Source organism: Kitasatospora sp. NPDC048407 (assembly GCF_043200475.1).
Classification (GTDB): Bacteria; Actinomycetota; Actinomycetes; order Streptomycetales; family Streptomycetaceae; genus Kitasatospora.
Genome location: NZ_JBICXW010000012.1, coordinates 203,718 through 227,042, shown reverse-complemented (window position 1 = coordinate 227,042; position 23,325 = coordinate 203,718). Strand labels below are relative to the sequence as shown.

Annotated in this window: 20 protein-coding genes and 1 tRNA gene; 7 read left to right on the top strand and 14 right to left on the bottom strand. The window is 72.4% G+C overall.

All coding sequences use genetic code 11. From position 1 onward, the window contains the following. Nucleotides 1–121: 121 nt before the first annotated feature. The gene (locus tag ACGFWJ_RS22895) at nucleotides 122–844 is read right to left on the bottom strand and encodes a GPP34 family phosphoprotein (protein WP_380479496.1); all 723 of its coding nucleotides are present in this window, start codon (nucleotides 842–844) and stop codon (nucleotides 122–124) included. Between the two features lie 302 nt (nucleotides 845–1,146). Here ACGFWJ_RS22895 and ACGFWJ_RS22890 point away from each other — a divergent pair, with 302 nt between their 5' ends. Further along, nucleotides 1,147–3,363, top strand: coding sequence for a serine hydrolase (locus ACGFWJ_RS22890; RefSeq protein ID WP_392952437.1), 2,217 nt, complete (start codon nucleotides 1,147–1,149; stop codon nucleotides 3,361–3,363). Here the strand turns inward: ACGFWJ_RS22890 and ACGFWJ_RS22885 are convergent. Further along, nucleotides 3,335–4,156 carry a YhjD/YihY/BrkB family envelope integrity protein gene (locus tag ACGFWJ_RS22885; protein WP_392952434.1) on the bottom strand — a complete coding sequence of 274 codons (822 nt, stop codon included), beginning with the start codon at nucleotides 4,154–4,156 and terminating at the stop codon, nucleotides 3,335–3,337. The genes ACGFWJ_RS22890 and ACGFWJ_RS22885 overlap by 29 nt on opposite strands. Nucleotides 4,157–4,268: 112 nt before the next feature. After that, entirely contained in the window at nucleotides 4,269–5,036 is a 768-nt protein-coding gene (locus tag ACGFWJ_RS22880; protein WP_392952431.1) for a polyprenol monophosphomannose synthase, read from the bottom strand. Between the two features lie 157 nt (nucleotides 5,037–5,193). On the opposite strand from ACGFWJ_RS22880, the gene ACGFWJ_RS22875 reads away from it, so the two are divergent. Continuing rightward, nucleotides 5,194–5,266 (top strand) — tRNA-Arg (locus tag ACGFWJ_RS22875). 69 nt (nucleotides 5,267–5,335) lie between these two features. On the opposite strand, the gene ACGFWJ_RS22870 is transcribed toward ACGFWJ_RS22875, so the two are convergent. The 8 genes from ACGFWJ_RS22870 to ACGFWJ_RS22835 all read right to left on the bottom strand — a co-directional run bounded on the left by ACGFWJ_RS22870 (nucleotide 5,336) and on the right by ACGFWJ_RS22835 (nucleotide 13,931). After that, the gene (locus tag ACGFWJ_RS22870; protein ID WP_392952429.1) at nucleotides 5,336–6,499 is read right to left on the bottom strand and encodes a hypothetical protein; all 1,164 of its coding nucleotides are present in this window, start codon (nucleotides 6,497–6,499) and stop codon (nucleotides 5,336–5,338) included. Further along, the gene (locus ACGFWJ_RS22865; protein WP_392952426.1) at nucleotides 6,496–7,338 is read right to left on the bottom strand and encodes a thiopeptide-type bacteriocin biosynthesis protein; all 843 of its coding nucleotides are present in this window, start codon (nucleotides 7,336–7,338) and stop codon (nucleotides 6,496–6,498) included. The genes ACGFWJ_RS22870 and ACGFWJ_RS22865 overlap by 4 nt, the downstream gene beginning before the upstream one ends. A gap of 19 nt (nucleotides 7,339–7,357) precedes the next feature. After that, nucleotides 7,358–8,515, bottom strand: coding sequence for a lanthionine synthetase C family protein (locus ACGFWJ_RS22860; protein ID WP_392952423.1), 1,158 nt, complete (start codon nucleotides 8,513–8,515; stop codon nucleotides 7,358–7,360). Further along, nucleotides 8,512–11,556, bottom strand: a complete 3,045-nt coding sequence (locus ACGFWJ_RS22855; protein ID WP_392952421.1) for a lantibiotic dehydratase — start codon at nucleotides 11,554–11,556, stop codon at nucleotides 8,512–8,514. Before ACGFWJ_RS22855 ends, ACGFWJ_RS22860 begins: the two co-directional genes overlap by 4 nt. 115 nt (nucleotides 11,557–11,671) lie before the next feature. Further along, nucleotides 11,672–11,836, bottom strand: coding sequence for an FxLD family lanthipeptide (locus tag ACGFWJ_RS22850; protein WP_387638363.1), 165 nt, complete (start codon nucleotides 11,834–11,836; stop codon nucleotides 11,672–11,674). Nucleotides 11,837–11,880: 44 nt separating this feature from the next. After that, nucleotides 11,881–13,110, bottom strand: a complete 1,230-nt coding sequence (gene fxlM, locus ACGFWJ_RS22845; protein ID WP_392952418.1) for a methyltransferase, FxLD system — start codon at nucleotides 13,108–13,110, stop codon at nucleotides 11,881–11,883. Between the two features lie 114 nt (nucleotides 13,111–13,224). Then, entirely contained in the window at nucleotides 13,225–13,503 is a 279-nt protein-coding gene (locus tag ACGFWJ_RS22840) for a hypothetical protein (RefSeq protein WP_392952416.1), read from the bottom strand. Continuing rightward, the gene (locus ACGFWJ_RS22835; RefSeq protein WP_392952414.1) at nucleotides 13,500–13,931 is read right to left on the bottom strand and encodes an ATP-binding protein; all 432 of its coding nucleotides are present in this window, start codon (nucleotides 13,929–13,931) and stop codon (nucleotides 13,500–13,502) included. The genes ACGFWJ_RS22840 and ACGFWJ_RS22835 overlap by 4 nt, the downstream gene beginning before the upstream one ends. 231 nt (nucleotides 13,932–14,162) lie before the next feature. On the opposite strand from ACGFWJ_RS22835, the gene ACGFWJ_RS22830 reads away from it, so the two are divergent. From ACGFWJ_RS22830 to ACGFWJ_RS22820, 3 genes are all read left to right on the top strand, one after another. Next, complete coding sequence (locus tag ACGFWJ_RS22830) at nucleotides 14,163–15,497, top strand: Tat pathway signal protein (protein WP_392952411.1); 1,335 nt, start codon at nucleotides 14,163–14,165, stop codon at nucleotides 15,495–15,497. Nucleotides 15,498–15,541: 44 nt separating this feature from the next. Next, nucleotides 15,542–16,033 carry a TrmO family methyltransferase gene (locus ACGFWJ_RS22825; RefSeq protein WP_392952408.1) on the top strand — a complete coding sequence of 164 codons (492 nt, stop codon included), beginning with the start codon at nucleotides 15,542–15,544 and terminating at the stop codon, nucleotides 16,031–16,033. A gap of 352 nt (nucleotides 16,034–16,385) precedes the next feature. After that, the gene (locus ACGFWJ_RS22820; protein ID WP_392952406.1) at nucleotides 16,386–17,288 is read left to right on the top strand and encodes a hypothetical protein; all 903 of its coding nucleotides are present in this window, start codon (nucleotides 16,386–16,388) and stop codon (nucleotides 17,286–17,288) included. A gap of 66 nt (nucleotides 17,289–17,354) precedes the next feature. On the opposite strand, the gene ACGFWJ_RS22815 is transcribed toward ACGFWJ_RS22820, so the two are convergent. Together ACGFWJ_RS22815 and ACGFWJ_RS22810 are read right to left on the bottom strand one after the other, a co-directional pair. After that, nucleotides 17,355–18,092, bottom strand: coding sequence for an isocitrate lyase/phosphoenolpyruvate mutase family protein (locus ACGFWJ_RS22815; RefSeq protein ID WP_392952403.1), 738 nt, complete (start codon nucleotides 18,090–18,092; stop codon nucleotides 17,355–17,357). A gap of 38 nt (nucleotides 18,093–18,130) precedes the next feature. Continuing rightward, nucleotides 18,131–18,751: a DsbA family protein gene (locus ACGFWJ_RS22810; protein WP_392952453.1), complete on the bottom strand. Its 621-nt coding sequence runs from the start codon at nucleotides 18,749–18,751 to the stop codon at nucleotides 18,131–18,133. 338 nt (nucleotides 18,752–19,089) lie between these two features. Between ACGFWJ_RS22810 and ACGFWJ_RS22805 the strand changes: the two genes are divergently transcribed. Continuing rightward, the gene (locus ACGFWJ_RS22805; protein WP_392952400.1) at nucleotides 19,090–20,361 is read left to right on the top strand and encodes an IS701 family transposase; all 1,272 of its coding nucleotides are present in this window, start codon (nucleotides 19,090–19,092) and stop codon (nucleotides 20,359–20,361) included. Between the two features lie 7 nt (nucleotides 20,362–20,368). Here ACGFWJ_RS22805 and ACGFWJ_RS22800 read toward each other — a convergent pair whose 3' ends face one another. Further along, the gene (locus tag ACGFWJ_RS22800; protein WP_387865149.1) at nucleotides 20,369–22,285 is read right to left on the bottom strand and encodes a helix-turn-helix domain-containing protein; all 1,917 of its coding nucleotides are present in this window, start codon (nucleotides 22,283–22,285) and stop codon (nucleotides 20,369–20,371) included. A 283-nt stretch (nucleotides 22,286–22,568) separates the two neighbouring features. On the opposite strand from ACGFWJ_RS22800, the gene ACGFWJ_RS22795 reads away from it, so the two are divergent. After that, a complete protein-coding gene (locus ACGFWJ_RS22795; protein ID WP_392952396.1) occupies nucleotides 22,569–23,315 on the top strand; it encodes a methyltransferase domain-containing protein in 747 nt (248 codons plus the stop codon). Nucleotides 23,316–23,325 lie beyond the last annotated feature (10 nt).

The following is a 23,325-nucleotide window of genomic DNA, read 5'->3' as shown; positions in this document are numbered from 1 at the left end:
TGTCTGCCTGGTTCCGTGCCGTCGCCGCCGCCCCCCCCGCCCCGCCCCCCCCCCCCCCCCCCCCCCCCCCCCCCCCCCCCCCCGCCCTCGAACCGCATCGAACGCTAACGGCGTACGCCGCTCATCGCGCGCCCACCCGGCTGGCCACACCCCGCCCCGCGGCGGCGGGCCGACCGGCCGGACCCCGCGAACCCGCGGGCGCCGACCTGCCCTGCTGGGCCGGCAGACCGTTCTGCACGTCCATCACCGCATGGGCCACCATTCCGCCCAGCGGGTCGTACCTGATCAGATCCCGCAGCCGGGAGCGTGAGGACCGCCCCTCGTTGCCCGGGTACAGGTGCTTGCCCAGACCCACCGCGTGCGCCAGCGCCGCCAGTGCCGCCGTCCGCGGGTCCGGCGGAACGCCGGTGCGGATCGCGGTGTCCAGCCGCTGCTTGATCGCCGCGTTGGTGCAGTCGTCCGACGCCTGGTAGCGGGTCGTCGGCAGCACACCGCACACCTGACCCGGCACCGCCGTCACCATGCCGCACCGCTCCAGGTGCGCCAGGTACGTCTGCCTCAGTCCCAGGCGCGGCCCGCCGATCCAGTGCGCGGCGCGCACCGGACTGCCACGCCTGCGCAACAGTTCCAACGCATGGTCCAACGTCGGGTCACCGGTCGGCCGTGGCACCACCACGGCGATCCGGTCCCCGTCCGGGACTATCCTTCCGGCCAGGGACAGCTCGACAAGCTGCGCCCCGGCAAGTCCGAGGTCGAGGGTCTGCGGCTGCGCGGTGGTACCCGTGGCCGGGTCCAGTGCGAGCAGCAACAGCTCCTCGGGAATAGTTCTGCGGCTCCTGCCCATCCAAGCCTCCCCGCGTGGATGAATGACAGGGTGACGCCTCTCACACAGCCTTGTCGAGTACGCCTCCGAATCGTGACCTTGCTCGGGCAGGCTGGAACCACCGTTCGACGCCCCCGCGTCTGATCCGGCAGAGGGCTTCACTGGCAGGAAAAACCGCCGGTGGGGCGGGGTGCGGCAGGCCATCGCGGCCACGGTGCCGGAGACTGTACAGGTACCCGGGCGGGTCGAGAACCCGCCCGAAAAAAACCAGCTTGTGTGATCGGACCGGCAACCGCCGGGGCGGACGAGGAGGAGTGGGTTACGTGGGCGAGTCCCCGCAGAGCGAGCCGCGCGACGACAGGACGCGGCCGGCCGAGGCCGAGGAGCGAGCTCCTCGCGAGGGCGGCTCCACTGTGCACCTCCGCGCCCGCGAGACCGACGCCGCGAGCAAGTCCGAGCCCGGCACCGACCTCGACCTGCCCGAAGCCGGTGCCGCGCTCACCGTCGAGGCTCCGGCCGTACGACTCGGGCGGGTGACTGCTGCTGAGCCGAAGGAGGCGGAGGCGGGGGAGGAGAAGGAAGAGGAGACCGCTTCCCAGGACGAGGGAGAGGCCGAGGGCGAGGGCGAGGCCGAAGCCGCTTCCGAGGACGAGCCCGAGGCCGAGGTTGAGGCCGAAGCTGATGACGCTTCCGAGGGCGAGGAGTCCGTTCCGGTCGGGCCCGAGCCGACGATGACCTTGCGTATGGCGAAGGTTGAGGAGCCGGAGGTTCCCGAGGAGGAGTCGGCTCCGGTCGGCTCCGAGCTCACCATGACGCTGCGCATGGAGAAGGCGGCGGAGCCGGAGGCCGAGGGCGAGGAGTCCGTTCCGGTCGGGCCCGAGCCGACGATGACGCTGCGTATGGCGAAGGTGGAGGAGCCGGAGGCCGAGGAGGAGGATTCCGAGGAGGAGTCCGCTCCCGCCGGGCCCGAGCTCACGATGACGCTGCGCATCGGGAAGGCCGAGGAGCCGGAGGGCGACACTCCGGCGAAGCCCGACCCGACCATGAACCTGCGGGCGGAGAAGGACAGTCCCGAGCGGACCGTCATGCTGCGGCTGCCCAAGGACGAGACCGCCGCCCCCAAGCCGGCCCCGACCCCGAAGCCCGCGCCCGCGCCGAAGCCCGCGCCCGCCCCGAAGGTCGCGCCCGTTGCCGCCCCCGCGCCGGTGCCGGTCGCGCCTGCGCCCGTCGCGCCCGTCGCGGTCGCCGAGCCCGTTCCGGCCGGGCCGGAGAGCACCGTCGAGGCGCTGGAGGTGCTGAAGGCACTGAGCGCCCGGCCGGTGAGCCCGTTGCGGCGGGCGATGAAGCGGGTGCTGATCTGGGGCGTCTTCCTGGCCGTGGTGCTGGGTGTGCTGTCGGCCGCGCAGCTGTTGCGTCCGCTGCCCGCGCCGAAGGCGAAGCTCGGGCTGGCGGACTCGTTCACGTTCCAGGGCGAGCAGCTGAACATCCCGTGGCCGACCACGGGGCAGGCCGCCGCCGAGGTGATCGGGGTGGGCGATCTCGGCGCGTCCGGCGAGGAGAAGGCGGTGCCGATCGCGTCCGTCACCAAGGTGATGAACGCGTACCTGATCCTGCAGGCGCACCCGTTGAAGAAGGGCCAGACCGGCCCGATGCTCACGGTCGACAAGCAGGCCGCGGCGGAGTCGACGAACGGCGACGAGTCGCGGGTGACCCTGACGGAGGGGCAGCAGCTCAGCCAGTACGAGGCGCTGGAGATGCTGATGCTGCCGTCCGCGAACAACGTGGCGCGGCTGCTGGCGCGTTGGGACTCCGGCAGCGAGGAGGCGTTCGTCAAGAAGATGAACGACACCGCCAAACAGCTCGGCATGACCAACACCACGTACGCCGACCCGGCCGGGTACAACAACGACACCAAGTCGACCGCCAAGGACCAGCTGAAGCTGGCCGAGGTGGTGATCAAGGACGAGGTCTTCCGGCAGGTCATCGCCGAGCCCGACACCAAGTTCAACAACCAGCGGATCTACAACACCAACAAGCTGCTCGGGAAGAACGGCATGATCGGCGGCAAGACCGGTTCGTCCTCCCCCGCGCAGTCCTGCTTCATGTGGGCGGCGGTCAAGGAGGTCGGCGGCGTCAAGCGGACCCTGGTCGGCGTCACCCTCGGCCAGCCGGTGACCCCCGGGTACGACATCGTGACCGCGGCCCAGCCGGTCAGCCAGAAGATCAACGTGGCCGCGCAGTCCGTGCTGACCGGGCAGGCCCTGGCCAAGCAGGGTGACGTGGTCGGTTACGTCGACGACGGCATCGGCGGCAAGGTCCCGGTGGTCGCCGCCAAGGACCTGACGGTGGCGGGCTGGTCCGGCATCACCGCGCACCTGACGCTCACCCCGATCGGCAAGATCGCCCACACCCTGTCGGCCGGCACCCAGGTCGGCACGCTGTCGGCGGGCGACGGCGCCGACCGGACCGAGATCCCGGTCACCCTCCAGAAGGACCTGGCCCCGCCGTCCATCACCTCCCGGCTGACGCGCCTCGGCTGAGTCGCGCGGCCACCGACGGTTCCTCGGCGATCACCCTGCCCAGCACCAGGGCCAGGGTGATCGCCGTGAACACCACGATCAGCCAGGACAGCAGCGTGAACACCACGCCGAACGGGCCGAACCTGGCGATCGACGCCGACACCGCGTGCGGCAGGTACACCTGCGAGGCGACCCCGAGGACGACCTGCGCGAAGCCGCACAGCACCGCGCCCGGCAGCAGCGGGGCCCAGCGGATGCGGGCGCCGAGCAGCAGGCGCTGGGTCCACCACCAGACGCAGGTGGAGACCACGAAGGTCAGCGGCAGGCCCAGCCACAGGCCCGCACCGAACCCCTTGCGCAACGGCACCTGGATCATCAGGAACACCAGCCAGCCCAGCAGCCACACCACCCAGCGCCACAGCGCCAGCCGGGTGCTGTGGCGCGGCAGCTCCCAGGCCCGTTCGCAGACCCGCTGGAACGCCCGGCTCATCGCTGTCGCGGAGGCCAGCGTGACCAGCACGCCGACGGCCCCGAACGCCTGCGCGGCGCCGTCCGGATGAGTGTTCATCAGCTGCTCGACCTGCTGCTGGGCGGCTCCCTGCAGGCCGAGCTGGGTGCGCAGCGAGCTGGTGAGGCCACGCTTGACGGCGGCCGGCGCGAACACCGCCACCACCAGCAGCGCGGGCAGGCCGGACAGGAACGCCTGGGCCGCCAGTCGGGTCGCGTTGTCCAGCAGGTTGACCCGGAGCAGTTCACCAGCCGTCCGGCCGAGCAGCGGAATCCGCTCGGGGGCACCCTTCGCCGAGGCGGCCACCCGAGCCGCCCGGGCCCTGGCGGACGTCCACCGGCCGGGGTGTCGGTCTGCTGGACGTGGTGGCTCTGTCACACCCAAACCTCCGTCGGGCCGGCCTGGTGGGTCGGAACGCTCAGCGCTTCCCGGTGAGCCGGGCCACCCGGTCGGAGACGCCCCAGGCGGTGACCCGCCAGAGGGCCTCCGCCACGATGCTGCGGCTCATCTTCGACGCGCCGTGCTCGCGCTCCACGAAGGTGATCGGCACCTCGGCGACCTTGAACCCGGCCTTGACGGCCCGCCAGGCCAGGTCGACCTGGAAGCAGTAGCCCTGCGAGGCGACCTGGTCCATCCCGAGACCCAGCAGGGTTTCCTTGCGGAACGCCCGGTAGCCGCCGGTGACGTCGCGGATCGGCACGTTCAGCATCAGCCGGGAGTACGTCGAGCCGCCCTTCGACAGCAGCAGCCGCGACTTCGGCCAGTTCACCACCGCACCGCCCGGCACCCAGCGCGAGCCCAGCACCAGGTCCGCGCTGTGCAGCGCGGTGAGCAGCCGCGGCAGCTCCTCCGGCTGGTGCGAGCCGTCCGCGTCCATCTCGACCAGGACGTCGTACCCGTTCTCGATCCCCCACCGGAACCCGGCCAGGTAGGCCGCACCGAGGCCCTCCTTGCCCTGCCGGTGCAGCACCTGCACCTGCTCGTCGCCCGCCGCCAGCCCGTCCCCGAGCTTGCCCGTCCCGTCCGGGCTGTTGTCGTCGGCGACGAGCACGTGGGCCTCCGGCACGGCGGTCCGGACCCGGGAGACGATCCGTTCGACGTTCTCCGCCTCGTTGTAGGTCGGAATGATCACCAGGATCCGGCCGAGGCCACCGAACGGAGTCTGAGGCTCAGAAGAGGAGGTCACGGGTCGGCGCCTTCCGGGGGAGGTCGAATCTGACACAAGAACGAACAAATCCACCGTAAGCCCACATCGCGCACCCGTCCCCCGCCATCGGCAGCGGCGGCAAACGGCGGGCCATGGGGTGGGGGCGATCCGCTACGCTGTGGGGGACGCATGGCCCGCCTCAGTAGCTCAGGGGATAGAGCACGGCTCTCCTAAAGCCGGTGTCGCAGGTTCGATTCCTGTCTGGGGCACGAGCGTGACCGCAGGCCACAGGCCCTCCACCCCTCGGGGCGGGGGGCCTGCGACGTCCCGGTACACATTCAGTACACATGCCAGGGTGAGACTGTCCGCGACGGCGAGAGGGACTTGGCGGCGGCGTTGGTGATGACGGCGGCGGCCAGGGCGAGGGCAGCGGTGATCCGGTCGTCGTGGTCGGTCGTCAGGGTGTCCGGGCCGCCGACGCCGGAGTCGGCGGCGATGGCTGCCAGTTGGCGGCGCTGTTCGGCAGGGAGGCCGTCTGCGAGGCGGTGGCGTTCGAGGTCGCGGGCGCTGTAGCCCTCGGGTTCGGCGAGCGTCTGGGCGACGGCGGTGATGTAGACGCGGGCGGCGTGCGGGAGTTGGCCGGCGGCGGTGGCGAGGTCGGCGACCGTCAGGGCGAGCCGGGTGTCGAACACCGCGCTGCCATCCCGCGGGGTGACGGCGGCGTGGGTGCGGAGCAGGGCCTCGGTCTGCTCGGCGGCCGGGTCGCCGTCGAGCAGCGTGCACGCGGTGGTCAGAGCGGCGGCGACGGCGTGTTCCCATGGCTCTTCGGCGGCGGTGTCGCGGGCCAGAGCGCGGGCCAGGGCGGTGCGGCCTTCGAGGGCCATGGCGACGGCGGCGACTTGGCGGGCCTCGAAGAGGCGGTCGCCGGGGGCGGTGGACTGCTTGAGGTGGAGGTGGGCGTCGGCCCAGCGCCCGGCGCGCACCAGGGCGCGGGCCCCGTCGAAGACCCAGATGCCGTTCAGCCACTCGTGGACGTCGCCGCGGTCGGCGCTGTTCGCGGTCAGTCCGGCGAGGGGGACGACCAGGCCGCCGACGAGGGTGGCGTCGTCGTTGTCGGCGACCGCCCGTAGCAGCTCGTCCAGGATCGCGAGCGCGGCGATGCCGTTGCCCGCCCGGATGTCGAGGTGGGCGAGGTTGACGAGGGGTTCGAGGGCCCGCCGGGCGTGGTCGGCTGCGAGCGGCCGGTGGGCGAGGTAGAGGCGGGCGTGGTTGAGGCACAGCACGCGGGCCAGGTCTGGCAGTCCGCGGTCGGAGGCGAGCAGCGCGGCGAGGTTGTGGACGCTGGTGGCGGTGGTCGGGTTCTCGGTGTCGGTGGCCTGCTGGGCGAGTTCGGTGAGCCGCTGGACCCGCTTGTCCAGCGGGGCGGCGAGGGCGTGCTTGCGGGGGACGAGAGGCAGGCGGGCAAGGGCGTCGCCGAGCGGGCCGGTGGGCTGGGCGGTCATCGCAGCACCGCCTCCTGCACGTCGACCAGGTCCAGGACAGCACCGGCGGCGGCCGAGGCGAGGGCGGCCTGCTGCTGGTGCGGCAGGCCGAGGCGGTTGGCGGTGAACAGCTGGTGGTGGGCGAGGACGGCGCGCTGCCCCCGCCACAGCTGGCCCTCGTCGGCTAGGGCCCGCAGGGTCAGGCCGTAGACGGCGAACGCGGCGAACCATGGCGCCGCGTGCGCGAGTCGGCCTTCCAGGAGCGAGGAGCCGGGGGCGGTGTCGGCTTGGAGCAGGGTGCGGGCGGCGTCGACCAGGCGCCGGTCCGCGACGGACAGCCGGGGCCGGTTCTCGGCGACCTGCGCCCAGGTGTCGCCGATCTCGTACCGGTCGAGTCCGGCGCCGCGCATCGCGGCGGTACCGAGCAGGAGCCACAGCTCGGCTCGTTGGTCGGGGAGTTCGCCCCGGTGTACGGCACCGAGGTAGGCGAGGGCGTGGCGGCTGTCCTGGTGGAAGAGGCGGTGGGCGGAGGGCAGCGCGGCGTGGCCGCCGAAGGCGTAGGTCTCCGGCTCGTAGATGGCCGGGGTCCAGTCGCTGATCATGCCCGCCTCGCGGCACATGTCCAGGGCCTCGTTGACCGCGGCCGCGGTGGTGGCGGCCTCCAGGGTGCCGGAGGCGCTCTCGCGGTAGCGCAGCCGCCAGCGGTCGCCCTTGCGCAGGAAGTGCCAGGCGTCCAGCAGCCCTTGGTCTTCCAGGGCTATCAGGGCGGGGCCGAGGAGCCGGACGGCGTGCTCCTCGGGGGTGTCGGTGGCCAGGTGCAGGTGGACCTGCGTCCAGGCGCGGTCGCCGGTGGCGAGCAAGGGGTCTCCTTACTTCGGGTCAGACGAGCAGCAGCAGGGCGTCCCAACCGGTGCCGGAGCTGTCGGCCGCCAGGGAGCAGCGGGCGAGGGCGATGCCGGTGGGGCCTTCGAGCAGGCCGTGGCCGGTGGCGTCGGTGCTGGGGTCGGGCAGGTTGCTGGCGGCGGCGAGGATGCGCAGCGCGGTGGCGTGGTCGGTGCGCTCCGCGAAGCGCCGGGCGGCCAGGCGGACCCCGGCGGTGCCGTGGCAGACGGTTCCGTCAGTAAGGCTGTGGGCCTGGTCGGGGTCCTCGATCGCGTCGAGGAAGGCGAGTTCGGCGGCGCGGGCACGGTCGGTGTCGCCGGTGGCGCGGGCGGCGTGGTGCAGCGCGGTGGCGATGCCGGGAGTGCCGTAGCACCAGGACGGGCGCAGCGGCTTGGACTGGCGGGTGCGGCCCTGGTCGGCCTCGGCGGCGGTGAGCGCCTCGGGCCACCAGGCGCGGGCGGCGCCGTTCTGTTGCCAGGCGTCCAGCCAGTCGGTGATGCGCTCGATCGCCTCCAGCTGGCCCGGGACGCGGGTGCCGTCGAGGTAGGCGAGGGAGAGCAGGGCGAGCGGGCCGGGGACGCCGTGCGCGATGCCGAAGTTGCCGTGGCCGCCCGGGTACCGCTCGTCCGGTTCGCCACTGGGCGCGAGGTGCGTCCACCAGCCGGAGCGCCCGTGCACCGGCACGGTCAACCGCACCAGGTAGGACAGGACTTCGCGCAGCAGCTCCTGGCGGCCCTGGACCCGCAGGTGCGCGCCGAGGCCGGTGAGGCCGCCCAGGAGGTCGAACTCGTGGAACTCGGGGCGCTGCCCGGCATCGATGCGGTGGTGGGCGGCGGCCAGGCGCTGCTGGACGATGTCCTCCACCGCGGAGTTCAGGCCCATGCACGGCTGGTGGTAGGCGCGCGGTCCGTGGATCACGGCCAGGTGCAGGACGTGGGCGACGGCGGGAGCGCCGTAGAACACGCCGGCCTCGGCGAAGGAGTTCACGGGTTGGCTCACACACGCGGTGATCCATTCGTGTGCGGTCTCCCAGCTCCCCCGGCCGGTGGTGGCTCGCTCGATGTGGAGCAGCGCGGTGGCGAGGCCGCCCTTGGCCAGAGACTGGCCCCACTGGGCGGAGACATCGGTGGGCGGTTCGAGCAGTTCAGCAGTCATGCCGACTGTCCTTCCTGGGAGAGGGCGGTGCGGATGAGTGCGGCGGCGCGGGTCAGGCGGTGGCAGGTGCGCTCGCTGGTCAGGTCGAAGCCGACGACGCGGGCGTGGTGCAGGTGCAGCAGCGAGCCAAGGACGTCGGCGAGCTCCAGCTCGCCGTCCCGGTCAAGCTCCTCGCGGTAGCGGACCAGCCACCGGGCCCGCGGCTCCCAGGCCGAGGCGAGGGCGCGGCCCTCCTCGGTGAGCGCCAACCGGTCGGGGCGGTCAGCGAGTTCGGCGGCCAGCCGCGGTGCGGTGCGTGGCAGCGCGATCTCGCTGTGCCGGGGCACCCGCTCCAGTAGCCAGGTGTGGCCGGCCTGCTCGCCGAGCAGCGCGGTGGCCAGGTCGAGCATGCTCGCCGCTGTCACGGCGGCTGGGTCGGTCGAGGTGGCGCGCTGGTAGGCGAGTTGGGCCAGCACCGCCCGGGAGTCGGCGGCGAAGAACTCCTCCGCCGCCCTCATCGCGGCCCCGCGCCCGTACCGGCCGCTCTCCGGCAGGTACGTGTCGATCTCCATCCGCGTCAGCAGGCCCTCCTTCCGCATCTGCTGGGCCCACTGGCCGATGCGCTCGGCGGCCAGCGGCCACGCAGCGGCATCGGGAACCGGGATGCGCAGGCGCACGTGCGGTTCGGGGTCGGTGTGCCGCATGAACCACCATCGCGGCGGGACCACCCAGCCAGCAGCCAACTCGGGTACGCGGGCCAGGAGTTCGTCGGCACGGCGCGGGTTGCCGAACAGGCGGGCCGACAGCCACGTGGACGCGCCGGGCAGATGCCCGGTACGGACAGTGGCAGAGCGACCGGGGCGCGGACGGGCGGCGGGCAGCGGGGCGCGGGTGGAGTGCAACTGCACGGTGACCTCGTGCGCCCGGCCGCCGCACCACGAGTTCTCGCCCGGCCCCGGGGCCTCGATCAGGATCGCGGTCGACTCCCGCAGCAGGTGCTCGCGCAGCAGCACCAGGTGCTCCGGCAGCCGCAGGTCCAGCGGCAGCCGCAGGTCCTGCTGCGACAGGTACACCGCCGCCGGGACGTTGTAGCGGGCGATCCACTCGCCCGCCGCCACCCGCCAGTCCTCCCACGGTGCGTCCTTGCCGGGCAGGTCGGCGGCGGGCAGGTGCCAGCGCGCCGCCGACAGCACCACCTCCCCGTAGCGCACCCGCGGCAGGTAGGGCAGCCGCCCGGCGGCGCCCCAGTTGAACGCGGTGAGCCATGGGGTGTGGGCGCTGGTGATCTCGCACAGGAACCGCACCAGCGGGTCGACGTGGGAGCGGAAGTTCACCGCGTTGAGCACCCGTACCTCCACCGGGCGGTGGTCGGCGAGCCGCACCAGCCACATCCGCCGCCCGTCCGCGCACACCCCCAGGTCTTCCAGTCGCAGTGCCCCCGCACCGACCTGCGGGTACTCGCCCAGCGCCAGCACGGGCAGCAGCGCCGGGGCCCGGGAGACGTTCTCCGTGCGGGCGTACAGCGGCGGTGCCGACACCTGCACCACCAGCGCGTCCGCCCGCAGCGGCGGCGCGGCGGCAATAGCCGCCTCCAGCTCGCGCCGACGCTCGGGCTCCAGCAGGTACAGGAACCGGCCTGCGGTCGTGCCCGCCGCGCGCGGTACCGCCTGCACCGTCAGGGTGAACGGTACGGCCCCGTCCGCCGACAGCCGCACCGTCAGCTCGGCGTGCGGCTGCACCGCCTCCTCGGGCACCGGGCCCGGGGCGAGGCGCTCCAGCAGCGGGCCGTCGAGGTCGATCTCCGCCAGGCCCTCGACGGCGGCCTTCTGCGCCAGCGCCAGCAGGTGGCCGTCACGCCGCTTGAACTTCGGCAGCACGTCCGGCAGTAGCGAGTCCCGGTAACGGGCGGGGAAGCCCAGCCCGGTGTCCGGGTTCACCAGCTCGGTGACCGGCACAACCGCGCCCGGCCCGAACCGCTCCAGGAACCTGCCGCGGTAGTCCACCCACGCCGGATGGCCGTCCGGGAACGGCGACAGCCGGGTCAGCACCTCGGCCGCGCCGGCCACCAGCGACGCCACCCGCTGCGGCAGCACCACCGGACCCGCGTCCAGGCGCAGATCCACCATCAGCGACGGCACCTCGCCCGAGCGTCCGGCCTGCTGCCGGGCCAGCAGCGTGCGCAGCGTCCGCTGCTCCGTCGGGTCGGTGGACTCGTTGTGCCGGACCAACTGCTTGCGGACGGTTCGCAGTTCGTTCAAGGCCGCGGTGGCGGCGGGGACCTGGTCGAGGCCGGTGGTGCGTGTGATGGCCAGCAGGTGGCCGAGCGGATCGGTCGCGGTCATCGGCAGCCGCAGGATGCTGATCAGGAAGCCCTGCCGCACCAGTTCGCCAAGCATTTCGCGCACCTTGTCCGCCGGAGCGGCCGGGAACCGGTCGGCGAGCTCGCCGAGCGTCACCGGCACCGCGCTGTCGGCCGCTTCCAACACGTTCAGCACCGGCGGGGTGGCCCGGACGGACACCTCCGCCGGTTCTCCGTCCTGCGGGTTGCGGGTCACTGGCAGTACGACGCGCTCCCCGCGCCGCACCCGTAGCTGGTTGGCTGTCACCGGCAGCAGGTCCCCGACGGCCTCCTCCAACTCCCGCACCATGGTGGTCAGCCAGCGCGCGTCGGGGCGCGCCACTGCCCGAGCCGCACCCCAGCGGGGCGCGACGGCGAACTGGCCGAAGGGCACCGCGGTCACCCCGGCGAACAGCCCGAACGGCGTGGCCCGCTGCTGGCGCAGCGCGTACTGCATGACCGAGGCGGTCAGCCGGCGCAGCCGCCGCCGGGGGACGTGGTCGAAGTCGGAGACCGCCTCGTGCACCCGGGCGGCCAACTGCGGACCGGCGGCGACCTCGACCGACGCCGCGAACGGGGCGTCCGACCAGACGTGCTGGAGCCAGGCCCGCCAGTTCGCGGTGGCGTGGGTGCCGGTGTCGGCCAGGTCGGGCCACCAGGACGGTCCGGACCCGGCCGGACGAGCGGCGGCCCGCAGCAGGGCCGGTCCCACGGCTTCGTACACGGGTGTTCACCTCGATTCCGGGAGATTTCTGGAGGTTTCGGGAATGCCTGGGCCCGGCGTGCGGCGGCTTGACGGCCGCACGCCGGGCCCAGGTCACACGGGGAGAGGGGTGCGGTCAGACGTTGCCGCTGCCCGAGGCGCAGGCGCTGCCGCCGCAGGTGCTGCCGCAGTTGTCGTCGGTGTCGCGCAGCAGCGCGGCCACCGGGTCGGCGCCCTCGACGATGGTCACGTCGAGGTCGAAGTCGCCCGCGGCGACGGCGCCGGTGAGGGAAGTGGTCATGGTGCTTCCTCCGTGGAGTCGGTGGTGCAGGACCTGACCGCGGGTTACGGCCAGGAGATCGTGAGCCGGACGTGGGTCTTGTCGATGACCAGCCCGTCCGGGAGCCGGTCGTCGGGCGCGCCCGCCGGGTGGGCGGTGAAGACCGGGCCGTCGCCGGTGCGGTAGTCGCGGTCCCAGACCTGCACCTGGTCGGTGATCAGGGCGGCCAGGTTCTCGCCGTCGGGGCCGAAGCCGTGCGCGCCGAACTCGAACACCGCCGGGTCCTCGTCCACCTTTTTGAGCGAGAGGTAGGCGAGGCTGCCGCCGTCCACGGTCACCGGGCACGCCATCCGGTTCGCCGGGGCGACCGTCCCGGTGTCCAGCTTCGGGTCGACGGACATCAGCCCGAAGCCGGGCAGCGAGGACGCCAGCCACAGGTACAGCGAGTCGAAGGGCTCCCGGTTGCCGACCGTCACCCCGGAGGGCAGCTCCACCCGCGGCTGCCCCAGAGCCCCGGCCAGGCCGGAGGTGTCCGGCCGGGCCAGCTCGTCGAACCGCAGGCCGACCTCCTCGGTGCCGCGCGGCAGCACCAGGAACTCGTAGTGCGCATCGGCGCCCTGCATCTTGACGAAGCCGCAGACCTCGGCGGACACACTTACCAGCCGCGCGCCCTCCCGGCGGAAGGTGATGGAGCGGGTCAGCCCGCGCATCCGCAGCGGCACGGTGATCGTGCCGCCCTCGGCGAGAGCTCCGGTCCACGCCGGCGGCAGGTCCCACGCCCCCACCGTGACGACGATCCGGTCGAATGGGCCGCCCTCCACCGGCTCGGAGCCATCCGCCAGGACCACCCGCACCCGCTCGTACCCAGCCTCGGCGAGGTACTTCTCCGCGCGCTCGGTGACGAACGGGTCGATGTCGACCGTCACCACCTCGCCCTTCGGGCCGACGAGTTCGGCCAGCAGCGCCGCGTTGTAGCCGCCCGAGCCGATCTCCAGCGCCCGCATCCCCGGCTGCACGTCCGCCTGCTCCAGCATCTGCGCCTGGATCCGCGCGGCCGACACCGAACTGAGCGCGAGCCCGTACTCGTCCCGCTTGGTCACCAGCGCCCGCTCGGGCTCGTACGCCTCCGCGATCGGCACCTCGGGGGCGAACACGTGCCGGGGCACGGCCAACAGCGCTGCCGCCACCCGGTCCGTACGGATCGCACCGCCAGACCGCAGCGCCTTTACCATCGCCGTGCGGAGCTGGTCGGGATCGGGAGAGGACTGGCCGGTCGTTTCCGCCGTGGCGGTCATCGCAACTCCTATTCGTCGGCCGCGGCGAACGCGGCGCTTCTGTGCGGGGACGTCGGGGCGTCCCTGCACCGGGTCAGTCCGCCATCGGCGCGGCCCGGGAGATCATGTGCCGGGTCAGACGGCCATGGTGGGCCGCAGTTGGCTCGGCAGGCGGGGCTCCGTCATGGTGCTGGCTTCGGGCGTCAGCACGGTCACCGCGCACCAGTACGCCGCGGTTGCCTGCTCCGGCTCGACGAGGGGCGTCCTGCCGGGATCGATCGGAGGGCTCTTCCAGCGAGGCCGCGGTTCGGCGCTGAACGATGCCAGCGGGACCGCCGCGTCTTCGTTCGGCCGGCGAAGCCGCGGTTCGCGGAGCAGAACAGGCTTGACCGCCGGTGACCACTTCGACGTCACGCCGCCGCCTCCCGCCGCCCCTGGTGATGTACCTCGGCCCACACGATCTTGTCTCCTCCGGCTCTCTTCACGCCCATGTCCGCCGACAACTTCCGCACCAGCAGCAGGCCCCGGCCGCTCTCCTCGGAAGGCTGGAGGACCGTCGGCGGCAGCAGGTCCGGTCGACCGTCCACGACCTCGACTCGACAGCGGTCCTCGATCTGCCGCAGCCGCACCAGTACGTCTCTGCCGGGTACCGATGCGTGCAGCACTACGTTGGTGACCAGCTCGGACACGATCACCACAAGGTCGTCCACCCCCGAGCTGTCCGGCTCCCAGCCCCACCCTTGGACAACTCGGTCAACATCGCGTCGGGCGAGCCTGACCGAGTCCGGCGTCGCAGGGAACTTCCACACCTGCTCCCGGAGCTCCTGTTCTTCCACGTCCATGCCCGCTCCCTTCGCCACCGCAGGTGTTGAATCCCGGACCGCATCACTGGCCGGGAGAGTCGATGATCGGGCGGTGCCGCCCGCCCGATCTAGACAACCGCGATCGACGACTGGGAGTAAGGTGTTGGCCACCCCCAGCGGTTTAACCGGTTTAACGGCTAGTCAGGGGTCTTGATGGCAAAGCCAGTTCAAGTCAACGAGAACCTGCAGAAGATCATCAAAGAGTCTCGTATGACGTACGACCGTCTGGCCCTGGAGCTGGGCATCGTCGCAGGTCGCAACGGAGATCCGGCACGTCCCGGGAAGTCGCTGATCAGTCACTGGGTGCGCTACAGCGTCGTGCCGTCGGGCGACATGCCGCACTACCTTGCAGCGGTTCTGTCCGACCGGATCGGACGCACGGTCACCCTCGCCGATCTTGGTTTGGCTGAGGCAGCTGTCGATCTCCGTGATTGGAGCTTGGATACGCTGAGCGTCCTGGCCGATCTCCGACGAATCGACGTGGACGACGTGGAAGTGGATCGCAGCACCGCCCTGCAGCTGATGGCCTACTCCCTTGGCGCGCTCGCCCTTCCGGGAGAGAAGTGGTGGAGCGCGATGGCGCGCACCGGAGCAACGCGCGGTGGCGCCGGCAGTCGGCGGGTGGGCGAGGCCGACGTTGAAGCGGTACGGGACATGACCAGTCTGTTCTCCCAGGTCGACCAGCGGCGGGGCGGGGGCCATGCCCGCGCTGCGGTGGTCCAGTACCTGACCAGCGATGTCGCACGCTTCCTGCGCGGGACCTTCGCCTCTGATCGGACTCGCCACCAGATGTTCTCCGCAGCTTCCGAACTCGCCTACGTCGCAGGGTGGATGGCCTTCGACAGCACCGACCACGCGGCGGCCCAGACCTACTTCGGCCTGGCGGTCCGGCTCGCTGCCGAGGCGGACGACCCGGCGATGGCCAGCCACGTCCTGCGAGCGATGGCCCATCAGGCGCTCGACCTCGGACACCCCAAGCAAGCGCTCGACATCGCCACCGCGTCGATCAGCGGCGACCGGTACGCGCTCGCCTGCCCGCGTGAACGCGCCCTGCTCGGAGTGATCCACGCCCGCGGCCTGGCGGCTACCGGCCAGCACACGGCGGCGACCGGTGCCCTGCTCCAGGCCCAGCGTGACCTTGCCGCCGCAGGCCCGGGGGACGACGAGCCGGCCCGGGTCTTCTTCTTCGGCGAGGCCAGCCTCGCGCACGAGACTGCCTCCGCCCTGCGCGACATAGGCGACCTCCCGGGCGCGGTGAAGGAGTTCGAGCACAGCGTGGAGACCCGCAAGGCCAGCTCGTTCGCCCGGACGCACGCCGTCACCCTCGGGTACCTCGGGGCTGTCCACGTCCGGCTGAAGAACATCGAAGAGGGCTGTACGGTCTGGTCGGCGGCCCTCGATGCGATGGGGCCCGTCCGCTCGGGCCGCACCCGGCAGACCGCGATGCACATGCGGGCCACCCTGTCGCCGTTCCGGCACCGCGGCATCCGCAGCATCGACCGTGTCGACAGCAGGGCGGCCGCCTACCTCGAAGCGACCAGCTGAACCGATGGATTGCCACGTACCAACCCGCAGGAGGGGAACCGACCATGGCTGACCGCGAAGTCTTCGAAGTCGAGGCACTGGGCCACGTAGTGGGCGGCCGCACCCAACCCACCGACGACTTCTGGGGCGGCACCCGGTCGATCATCCGGCTCGACGGCACCCGCTTCACCGCCGACGCCACCAAGGGCCTTAAAGACTTCTCCCACCTGGAGGTCGTCTTCCGGTTCCACCTCACCGACCCCACCGACTTCAACCTCGGCGCCCGCCGGCCGCGCGACAACCCCGACTGGCCCGAGGTCGGCATCTTCGGTCACCGCAACATGCGCCGCCTCAACTGGCTCGGCGTCTCGCGCTGCCGCCTCCTCAAAGTCGACGGCCTGGACCTCCACGTCGAAGACCTCGACGCCGTCGACGGCACCCCGATCCTCGACGTGAAGCCCTGGTTCGTCGACTTCGGCCCGCGCGGCGACATCCACCAGGCCCAGTGGACTACCGACATGCTCGGGGACTACTTCGCTCCAGGACAGGAAGACTGACCGACCCGGGCACGGCGGCCGATTTTCACTGGCACTGATGGGATTAGCTTTTGTGTGACTTGATTGGCACAGCAGCAGCGCAGGTCGCAGGCCCTCCGCCCGTTTTGGGTGGGGGGCCTGCGGCGGTTTCCGGGGGTTGTGCGCGGATCGGTCCAACTGGGCCTCGAATACGGCCCGTTTGGGGCTCTTGTCGAGCGGAATGCGACCGTTTCAGGCGGGAGGGTGATCGGTTGCCGATCGCGTCGATCTCCGGTTGCACGCTGTGCTACGTTCCGTGCTCGAACCGAAAAATAGGTGACCCCGGCGGTGCTACCAACACCCCGGGGTACGGCACCAGGAGCAGACACTCCCAATGCGAGTCCATCGTAGCGCGCACGCGCGCAACTTCACCGTGCTGCCCAACGACATGTTGCAGTTCCGGATGCTGTCCTACACGGCCAAGGGCCTCCTCGTGGACCTGCTGTCCCGGCCCGACGGCTGGCGCGAGGACTGCCGGCAGATGGCCGACACCAGCCCGCAGGGGCGCGGCGCGATCCGCAAAGCCCTGAAGGAGCTGACCGCCGCCGGCTTCTACCGGGTCGAGAAGATCCAGCTGCCCAACGGCACGATCATCAGCGAGGCCCACGTCTACGACACCCCGCAGCTCCCGTGGCAGCCGAGTGTCACCCGTCCGGAACCCGGTGAGGCGGATACCGGCGGCGCTGACACCCTTCTAAAGAACCGGGACCAAGAACCCACCCTCCCGGCCGACGAGGCGGCGGCCGAGCCGCCCGGGGAAACCCCGCTGGTGCCGGACGAACAGATCCGCGCGGCGGTCGCCATGCTGTACCGGGTCATCCGGCCCGAACCACGCCTGCGCCTCGGCGAATCCGAAGCTCGCGCCCTCGCCCCGCTGGTTGCGCAGTGGCTGGACCGCGGCGCCACGTACGCCGACCTCGCCCACGCCCTGCTGCCCGGACTCCCCGTCCCGCTGCACTCCCCAATCGGCGTGCTCCGCAATCGACTTGAACGCAAACTCCCCCCGCTCCAGCCCGCAGCCCCCTCAGTCGCCCGCCGCCCCGAGTGCACCAAGTGCAACGACCCCGTCCCCGAACCGGGCATCTGCCGCCCCTGCGCGGGCCTCGCCACCCGCCGCGCCCCGGCCGTCGGCGGTGGCGCGGAAGTCACTCGCGCAGGCGCCGCGCGGGTGCGGGAGGCGGTGCGGGCGGCGAGGGACGCGTTGCAGCTCGGCCCGGGCGGGGCGACTGTCGGGTGAGACGGATGAGCGCGCACCCCACTGGCCCTCTGCCTCGTGCGGGGCGGAGGGCCAGTGGGGTGGGGGTTACTGGGGGGCGAGGCGCTGGGCCAGGGTGGTGATGGTGGTGGCGTTGTGTTGCTGGAGGGAGCCGCCGTAGGTGACGCGGGAGGCGCCGAGGGTGCCGAGGTGGGTGGGGGTGGTGGTGTCGAGGTGGCAGAGGGCGTTGAGGGGGGCGGGGATGGCGGCGGCGAGGGCGGGGAGGGCGGATTCGGGGGCGAGGATGGGGTAGATGACGTCAGCGCCCGCGTCGATGTAGAGGGCGGCGCGGGCGGCGGCGGATTCGACCTCGTGGTCGCCGAACAGGAAGGTGTCGACCCGGGCGTTCAGGACCAGGCGGTCGCCGGCGGCGGAGCGGACCTCGGCGAGCCAACTGGCGTGCTGGGAGGGGTCCTTGAGTTGGCGGGTGGCGGCGGTGGAGTCCTCCAGGTTGCAGCCGATCACCCCGGCCTCCAGCAGGCGTTCGACGATCTCGGCGGGGGCGAGGCCGTAGCCGGCCTCGATGTCGGCGGTGACGGGGACGGCGACCGAGCGGGTGATCCGCTTGAGCGCGGCGAACATCTCGTCGGCGGGGGTGTCCTCGCCGTCCCGGTAGCCGAGTGCGGCGGCGACGGCCGAGCTGGAGGTGGCCAGCGCGGTGAAGCCGGCGTCCGCGAACGCCCGTGCGCTGATGGCGTCCCAGACGTTGGGGAGGACCAGCGGGTCCGCGGGTTCGGTGCGGGTGTGCAGGGCCAGGAACTCCCCGGCGGTCATGGTGGCGGTCATCGGGCGGTCTCCTTCTGCTGGTGGGTACGAAAGGCGGGTCAGTCGAAGCTGAGCGATCCGGTGCGGGTGCGCTTCAGTTCGAAGAAGTCCGGGAAGTTGGCGAGGGCCCGGGCGCCGTCGAAGATGGCGGCGGCCTGCTCGCCGCGGGGGATCGAGTTCAGGACCGGCCCGAAGAAGGCCACCCCGTCGATGTGGATGGTGGGGGTGCCGACGTCCTCGCCGACCGGGTCCATGCCCTCGTGGTGGCTCTTGCGCAGGGCCTCGTCCCACCGGTCGGTTTCGGCGGCGGCGAGCAGTTCAATGGGCAGGCCGAGCTCGGCGAGGGCCTGGCCGGCGACGATCGCGAAGTCCTTGGTGCCCTCGTTGTGGATGCGGGTGCCCAGGGCCGTGTACAGGGGCGCGAGCACCTCCTCGCCGTGCTGTGCCGCGGCGGCGGTGCAGATCCGGGTGAGGGAGAGCGAGTTGTCCACCAACTCGCGGTACCAGTCCGGGAGTTCGCGGTTCTCGTTCAGCACGTACAGGCTCATCACGCGGAACCTGAGGTCCAGGTCGCGGAGCTGCTGGACCTCGAGGATCCAGCGGGAGGTGATCCAGGCGAAGGGGCAGGCCGGGTCGAAGTAGAAGTCGACCTTCGCGGTGGGGGTGGTGCTGGGCTTCAACGCGGTGCCTCCGGTCTCGGCTGCGGCGGAGGCTTGTCCTGCGCCGGCAGGCGGTGGGGTGCTCAACCAGCGAAGCGTATGCCGGGGGGAGTTGACTCATCATCACGTTTTGTGGGTGTCCTCGGTGGTGCGGGCACGGTCGGATGGTGCGGATGGTGCCCGGGCCACCGGGTGGGGAGTGCCGGAGGGGTGTTCGACCGGGTCGTGCGGCGGGTGGCGGTGGCCGGACCACCATCGGGTGCGGCAGGCCGGTGCGCCGGACACCTACGCGCAGGCGCTTCGGGTGCCTAGCGTTCGATGAGACACGTACCAGTCATCCGTCCGGTCGAGGGGGTTCCATGAGCGGTCTCGCCCTGCACGTGCGGGATGCCCTGAGCGGGGGCGACGCGCCGGTTGCCGGCACCGTCGACGCGCCGGCTGCCGGCATCGTCGGCCCGCCGGTTGCCGGCACCGTCGGCCGGGCCCTGCTCGACGAGTTGGGCCCGGTCCTGTTCGCGTCCCTGCGCCGCAGCGACCAGCGGGACAAGGGCGCGCAGTACGTGCGCGGCCTGATCGACGCCCGCGGCCGCAAGACGATCCGCAACATCGCCGCGGTGGTCGGCGGCGCCGGGGCCGAGCAGAGCCTGCACCACTTCGTCGCGGGCTCCACCTGGGACTGGGTGCCCGTCCGGCAGGCGCTCGCCCAGTACCTGGCCCGGGTCGCGCCGCCGCAGGCGTACGTGGTGCGCCCGATGGTGGTCCCCAGGGCCGGGCAGCACCTGGTCGGAGTGGACCGGCGCTTCGTGCCCGCCCTCGGCCAGGTGTGCAACGTCCAGCAGGCGGTGGGGGTTTGGGCCGCCTCCGGGGATCTGACCTGCCCGGTCAACTGGCGGCTGCACCTGCCGCAGGCCTGGCTGGACAACGAGCCCCGGCGCAGCCGGGCGCTGATCCCGGACGGGGTGGACGCCGAGACCCTCGGCGACTGCGCGCTGGAGGCGGTGCTCGGCCTGCCGGGCCGCTGGGGTCTGCCGGTGCGGCCGGTGGTGCTGGACGCCCGGGACGCGGACGGGCTGCGGACCGTCCGCCGGCTGCGGGCCGCCCGGATGCCGGTGCTGGCGAGGATCGACGGGGGCCTCCCGCTCGTCCCGGCCGAGGCCGCGGCGTTCGTTCCGGGGGCCGGGCGGGTGTCCGCGGATCGGCTGGTTACCGCCGTGCGGGAGAACTGGCGTCCGGTGGTGTGGTCGGGCCACAACGGCGGGACGCGGGCCGTCCCGGTCTGGTCGCTGCGGGTCCGGGTGCCCGCCTGGGCCGGGCGGCTGGTGCTCGGGCCGCCCGGCGAGGACCTGCTGCTGCTGGCCTTCGGCGGGCCGGCGCGGGGCCGGCCGGTCGAGCTGTGGCTCACCGACCTGGTGGACCTGCCGCCGGCCGCGCTGTTCCGGCTGACCCGGCTGACGCACCGGGTGGAGCGGGACTTCGAGCGGATCTCCGACCGGGTCGGCATCCGCGACTTCGCGGGCCGCTCGTTCGACGGCTGGCACCGGCACATCACGCTGGCCTCGGCCGCGCACGCGGTCACCGCGCTGGCGGCAGGGGCCGTGGTGGGGCCCTGCCCGCGGCAACGGGCGGGGTGACGCGGTGTCAGGAGCCGTTGTCCGGGGCCTCGTCGGCGGCGCGGTCGAGCAGCAGCCGGCGGATCCGGGAGAGCTTCAGGGCGAGCTGGATCTCGAACGCGCGGTCGGGCTTCTGCCAGTTCGGGCCGAGCAATTCGGAGATCCGCTCCAGCCGCCGGGCCACCGTGTTGGTGTGCACGTGCAGCCGTTGCGCGGCGTAGGTCGGGCTGTTGCCGGTCTCGAAGTAGGCGTACAGCGTGCGGGCGAGCTCGGTGAAGCGCTGCTGGTCGTAGTCGAGGACCGGGCCGATGGTCGAGTCGATGAAGCCCTCGACGTCGTGGTTGTCGGCCAACAGGACGCCGAGGAAGCCGAGTTCGCGGGCCGAGGCGGCCTTGCCGACCGCGCCGAGCGAGGTCATCGCGTCCAGGCAGCGCAGGGCCTCCTGGTAGCCGTGGAACACCGAGGTCGGGTCGGTCACCGGGCCGGCCGCGCTGACCGTCACCGGATTGCCGAGCAGTGGGGCGAGTTCCTCCAGGACGGAGCGGGCGGCCGCCCCCGGGTCGGTGCCGGGCAGCAGCAGTACCGCGCGGCCGTTGTGCACCCGTTTCAGGCCGCTCATCCGGTGCGCGTACAGGTTGGCCCAGGTCGCGGCCTTGCCCTGGGCCTCGCACTCCGGCCGGGCGATCACCAGGACGTGCGGGGTGGACAGGTCGATGCCCAACCGCCGGGCTCGCAGGGCGAGTTGCTGCGGCGGCCGCTGCGGGCTGGCGAGCAGTTCGTCCAGCAGTTCGTCGCGGACGTGGCCGACGGCGGTCGCGGCCCGGCTGCTGTCCAGCAGCAGCGGCACGGCCACCGCCTGGGCGACCAGTCGGCAGATCTGCTCGGCGTACTCGCCGCGGTCGGACGACGGCCGGACCACCAGGGTGCCCAGGTTGGAGGCACCGGCGGTCACCGGTGCGGCCCACAGCCCGTCCGGCAGCCGGACCGGGCGGCGGGCCGCGTGGGTGTCCATCGCGGTGGCGGTCGCCGTGGTCTCGGACAGCTCCGGCAGCTCGCCGGTGAAGCTCAGCACGGTGCCGTCGGTCGCGTACAGCCGCAGTTCCAGGCCGAGTTGGCGGCCGGCCTCGCGGATCAGGGCGTGCACGTCGCCACCGGAGAGGGCCAGTTCCAGCAGCTCCTGGTGCACCTCGGTGATCCTGCGGGTCTGCTGGAGGCCGGCCTCGGTGCGCAGACTCTGCAGCTCCAGGGCGGAGACCGCGGCGGTGGACTGGCCGAGCAGCCGGGCCTTCTCGATCGCGACGCCGCCCAGGTCGCCGAGCGAGGTCATCAGCGCGATCTCGTCGATGGTGAAGTAGCGGACGTTGCGGTCCGCCACGTACAGCACGCCGAACGGGGTGGTGCGGTGGCTCAGCGGCACGCCCATGATGGCGTGCAGGCCCTCGGCGCGGACCACCTCGTCCAGCTCCGGGTGGTGCTCGATCCGCTCGTCGGCGAGGTAGTCGGGCGTCCAGAACGGCCCGGGGTTGGCGAGCACGTTGCTGCCCAGGCCGGAGTCGTCCGGCAGCCGCAGGCCGACGCTGAGCATCGAGGTGTGGCCGTCGGACGTCCGGACGTAGATGTAGCCCTCCTCGTCGTCCGGGAAGCTGATGTACGACATGTCGACGTTGAGCAGCAGCCGGGCCCGACGGGTGATCACCTTCAGCAGGCCGTCCAGGTCGTACGGCATCGCCAGGTCGCGGGCGGTGTCCACCAGGGCGGCCAGGCCGGCCTCGCGCTGCTGGCGGCGTCTCGACTGCGCGTGGATGCTCAGCCCGAGCTGTCTGAGACGGCGGATCGACTCCAGGTCCTGCGCCGACTCGCAGCCGCGGAACGCCTCTTCGACCAGGGTGTCGAGTTGGGCGATCGGCGCCTCGGCGGCGAGCAGTTCGAGAACGCTTAGGGCCACGGATTCCGCCGGCCGATGCGCCATGACAGTCCCTCCCCCGGACCCCCTGAAGCCGACCAGACTACGGTAAGGCCTCGGCCACGGACCGTATGCGGAACCGAACAACCCGTCAAGATTTGGTCAAGTCCTGTGGTCCGGCCACCGGTGCCCGGACCACCGTTCCCCGAGGCGCGGTGTGTTGCCTCCTCACCTTCCGGCGGAGCGCTGGCGTGCGTTTGGGTTGCCCCAACGGAACGCAGGTGGCGACAGCCAGTGAGCCAGGGGGGCTTTGATGCAGGACGTCATGGACTACAGACGGTCGCTGGAGCGCAGCAGTCTTTCCCGCAAGCGCCGGGAGGGCGCGTCGACCTTCACGATGCAGGGCCGCGAATGGGACTTACTGCCAGGGGTGTTCGCGCCGGCCGACTCCCCGTCCACCGCGACCGCCCTCGGCCTGCTCGGGCTGGCAGGGTCCGCGGCCGCCGCCCGCGGCTCGCTGCTGGAGATCGGCTGCGGGACCGGCCTGATCGCGGTGAGCGGCGCGGTGGCCGGCTGCGAGCGGGTGGTCGCCTCCGACATCAACCCGGCCGCGGTGGAGAACGCGCAGCTGAACGCGGGCCGGCACGGCGTCGCGCACAAGGTCCGCACCGTGCACAGCGACCTGTTCGACGGGCTGGACCCGGACGAGCGCTTCGACACCGTGTTCTGGAGCTCCAACTACGTGATGGCGCCCGAGAGTTACCGCTACCAGCACATGCACGAACGGGCCTACGTGGACGCCGGCTACGCCGCGCACCGCCGCTTCCTGGCCGAGGCGTGGCGGCGGACCACCCCGAACGGCTCGGTGCTGCTGCACTTCTCCACCCGCGGCGATCTGATGGCGCTGATGGGGATCGCGTACGAGTGCGGCCGGGCGCTGCGGATCCTGAGGACCGTCCCGGTGCAGGAGGGCGAGCACCTGGTGCAGCACATGCTGCTGGAAGTGGTCGAGCGGCGGCGGCCCGGCGGGCGGGCCGACGCGGTGCCCGCGCAGGCCGGCCGGCGCGGCTGAACGGGGGAGG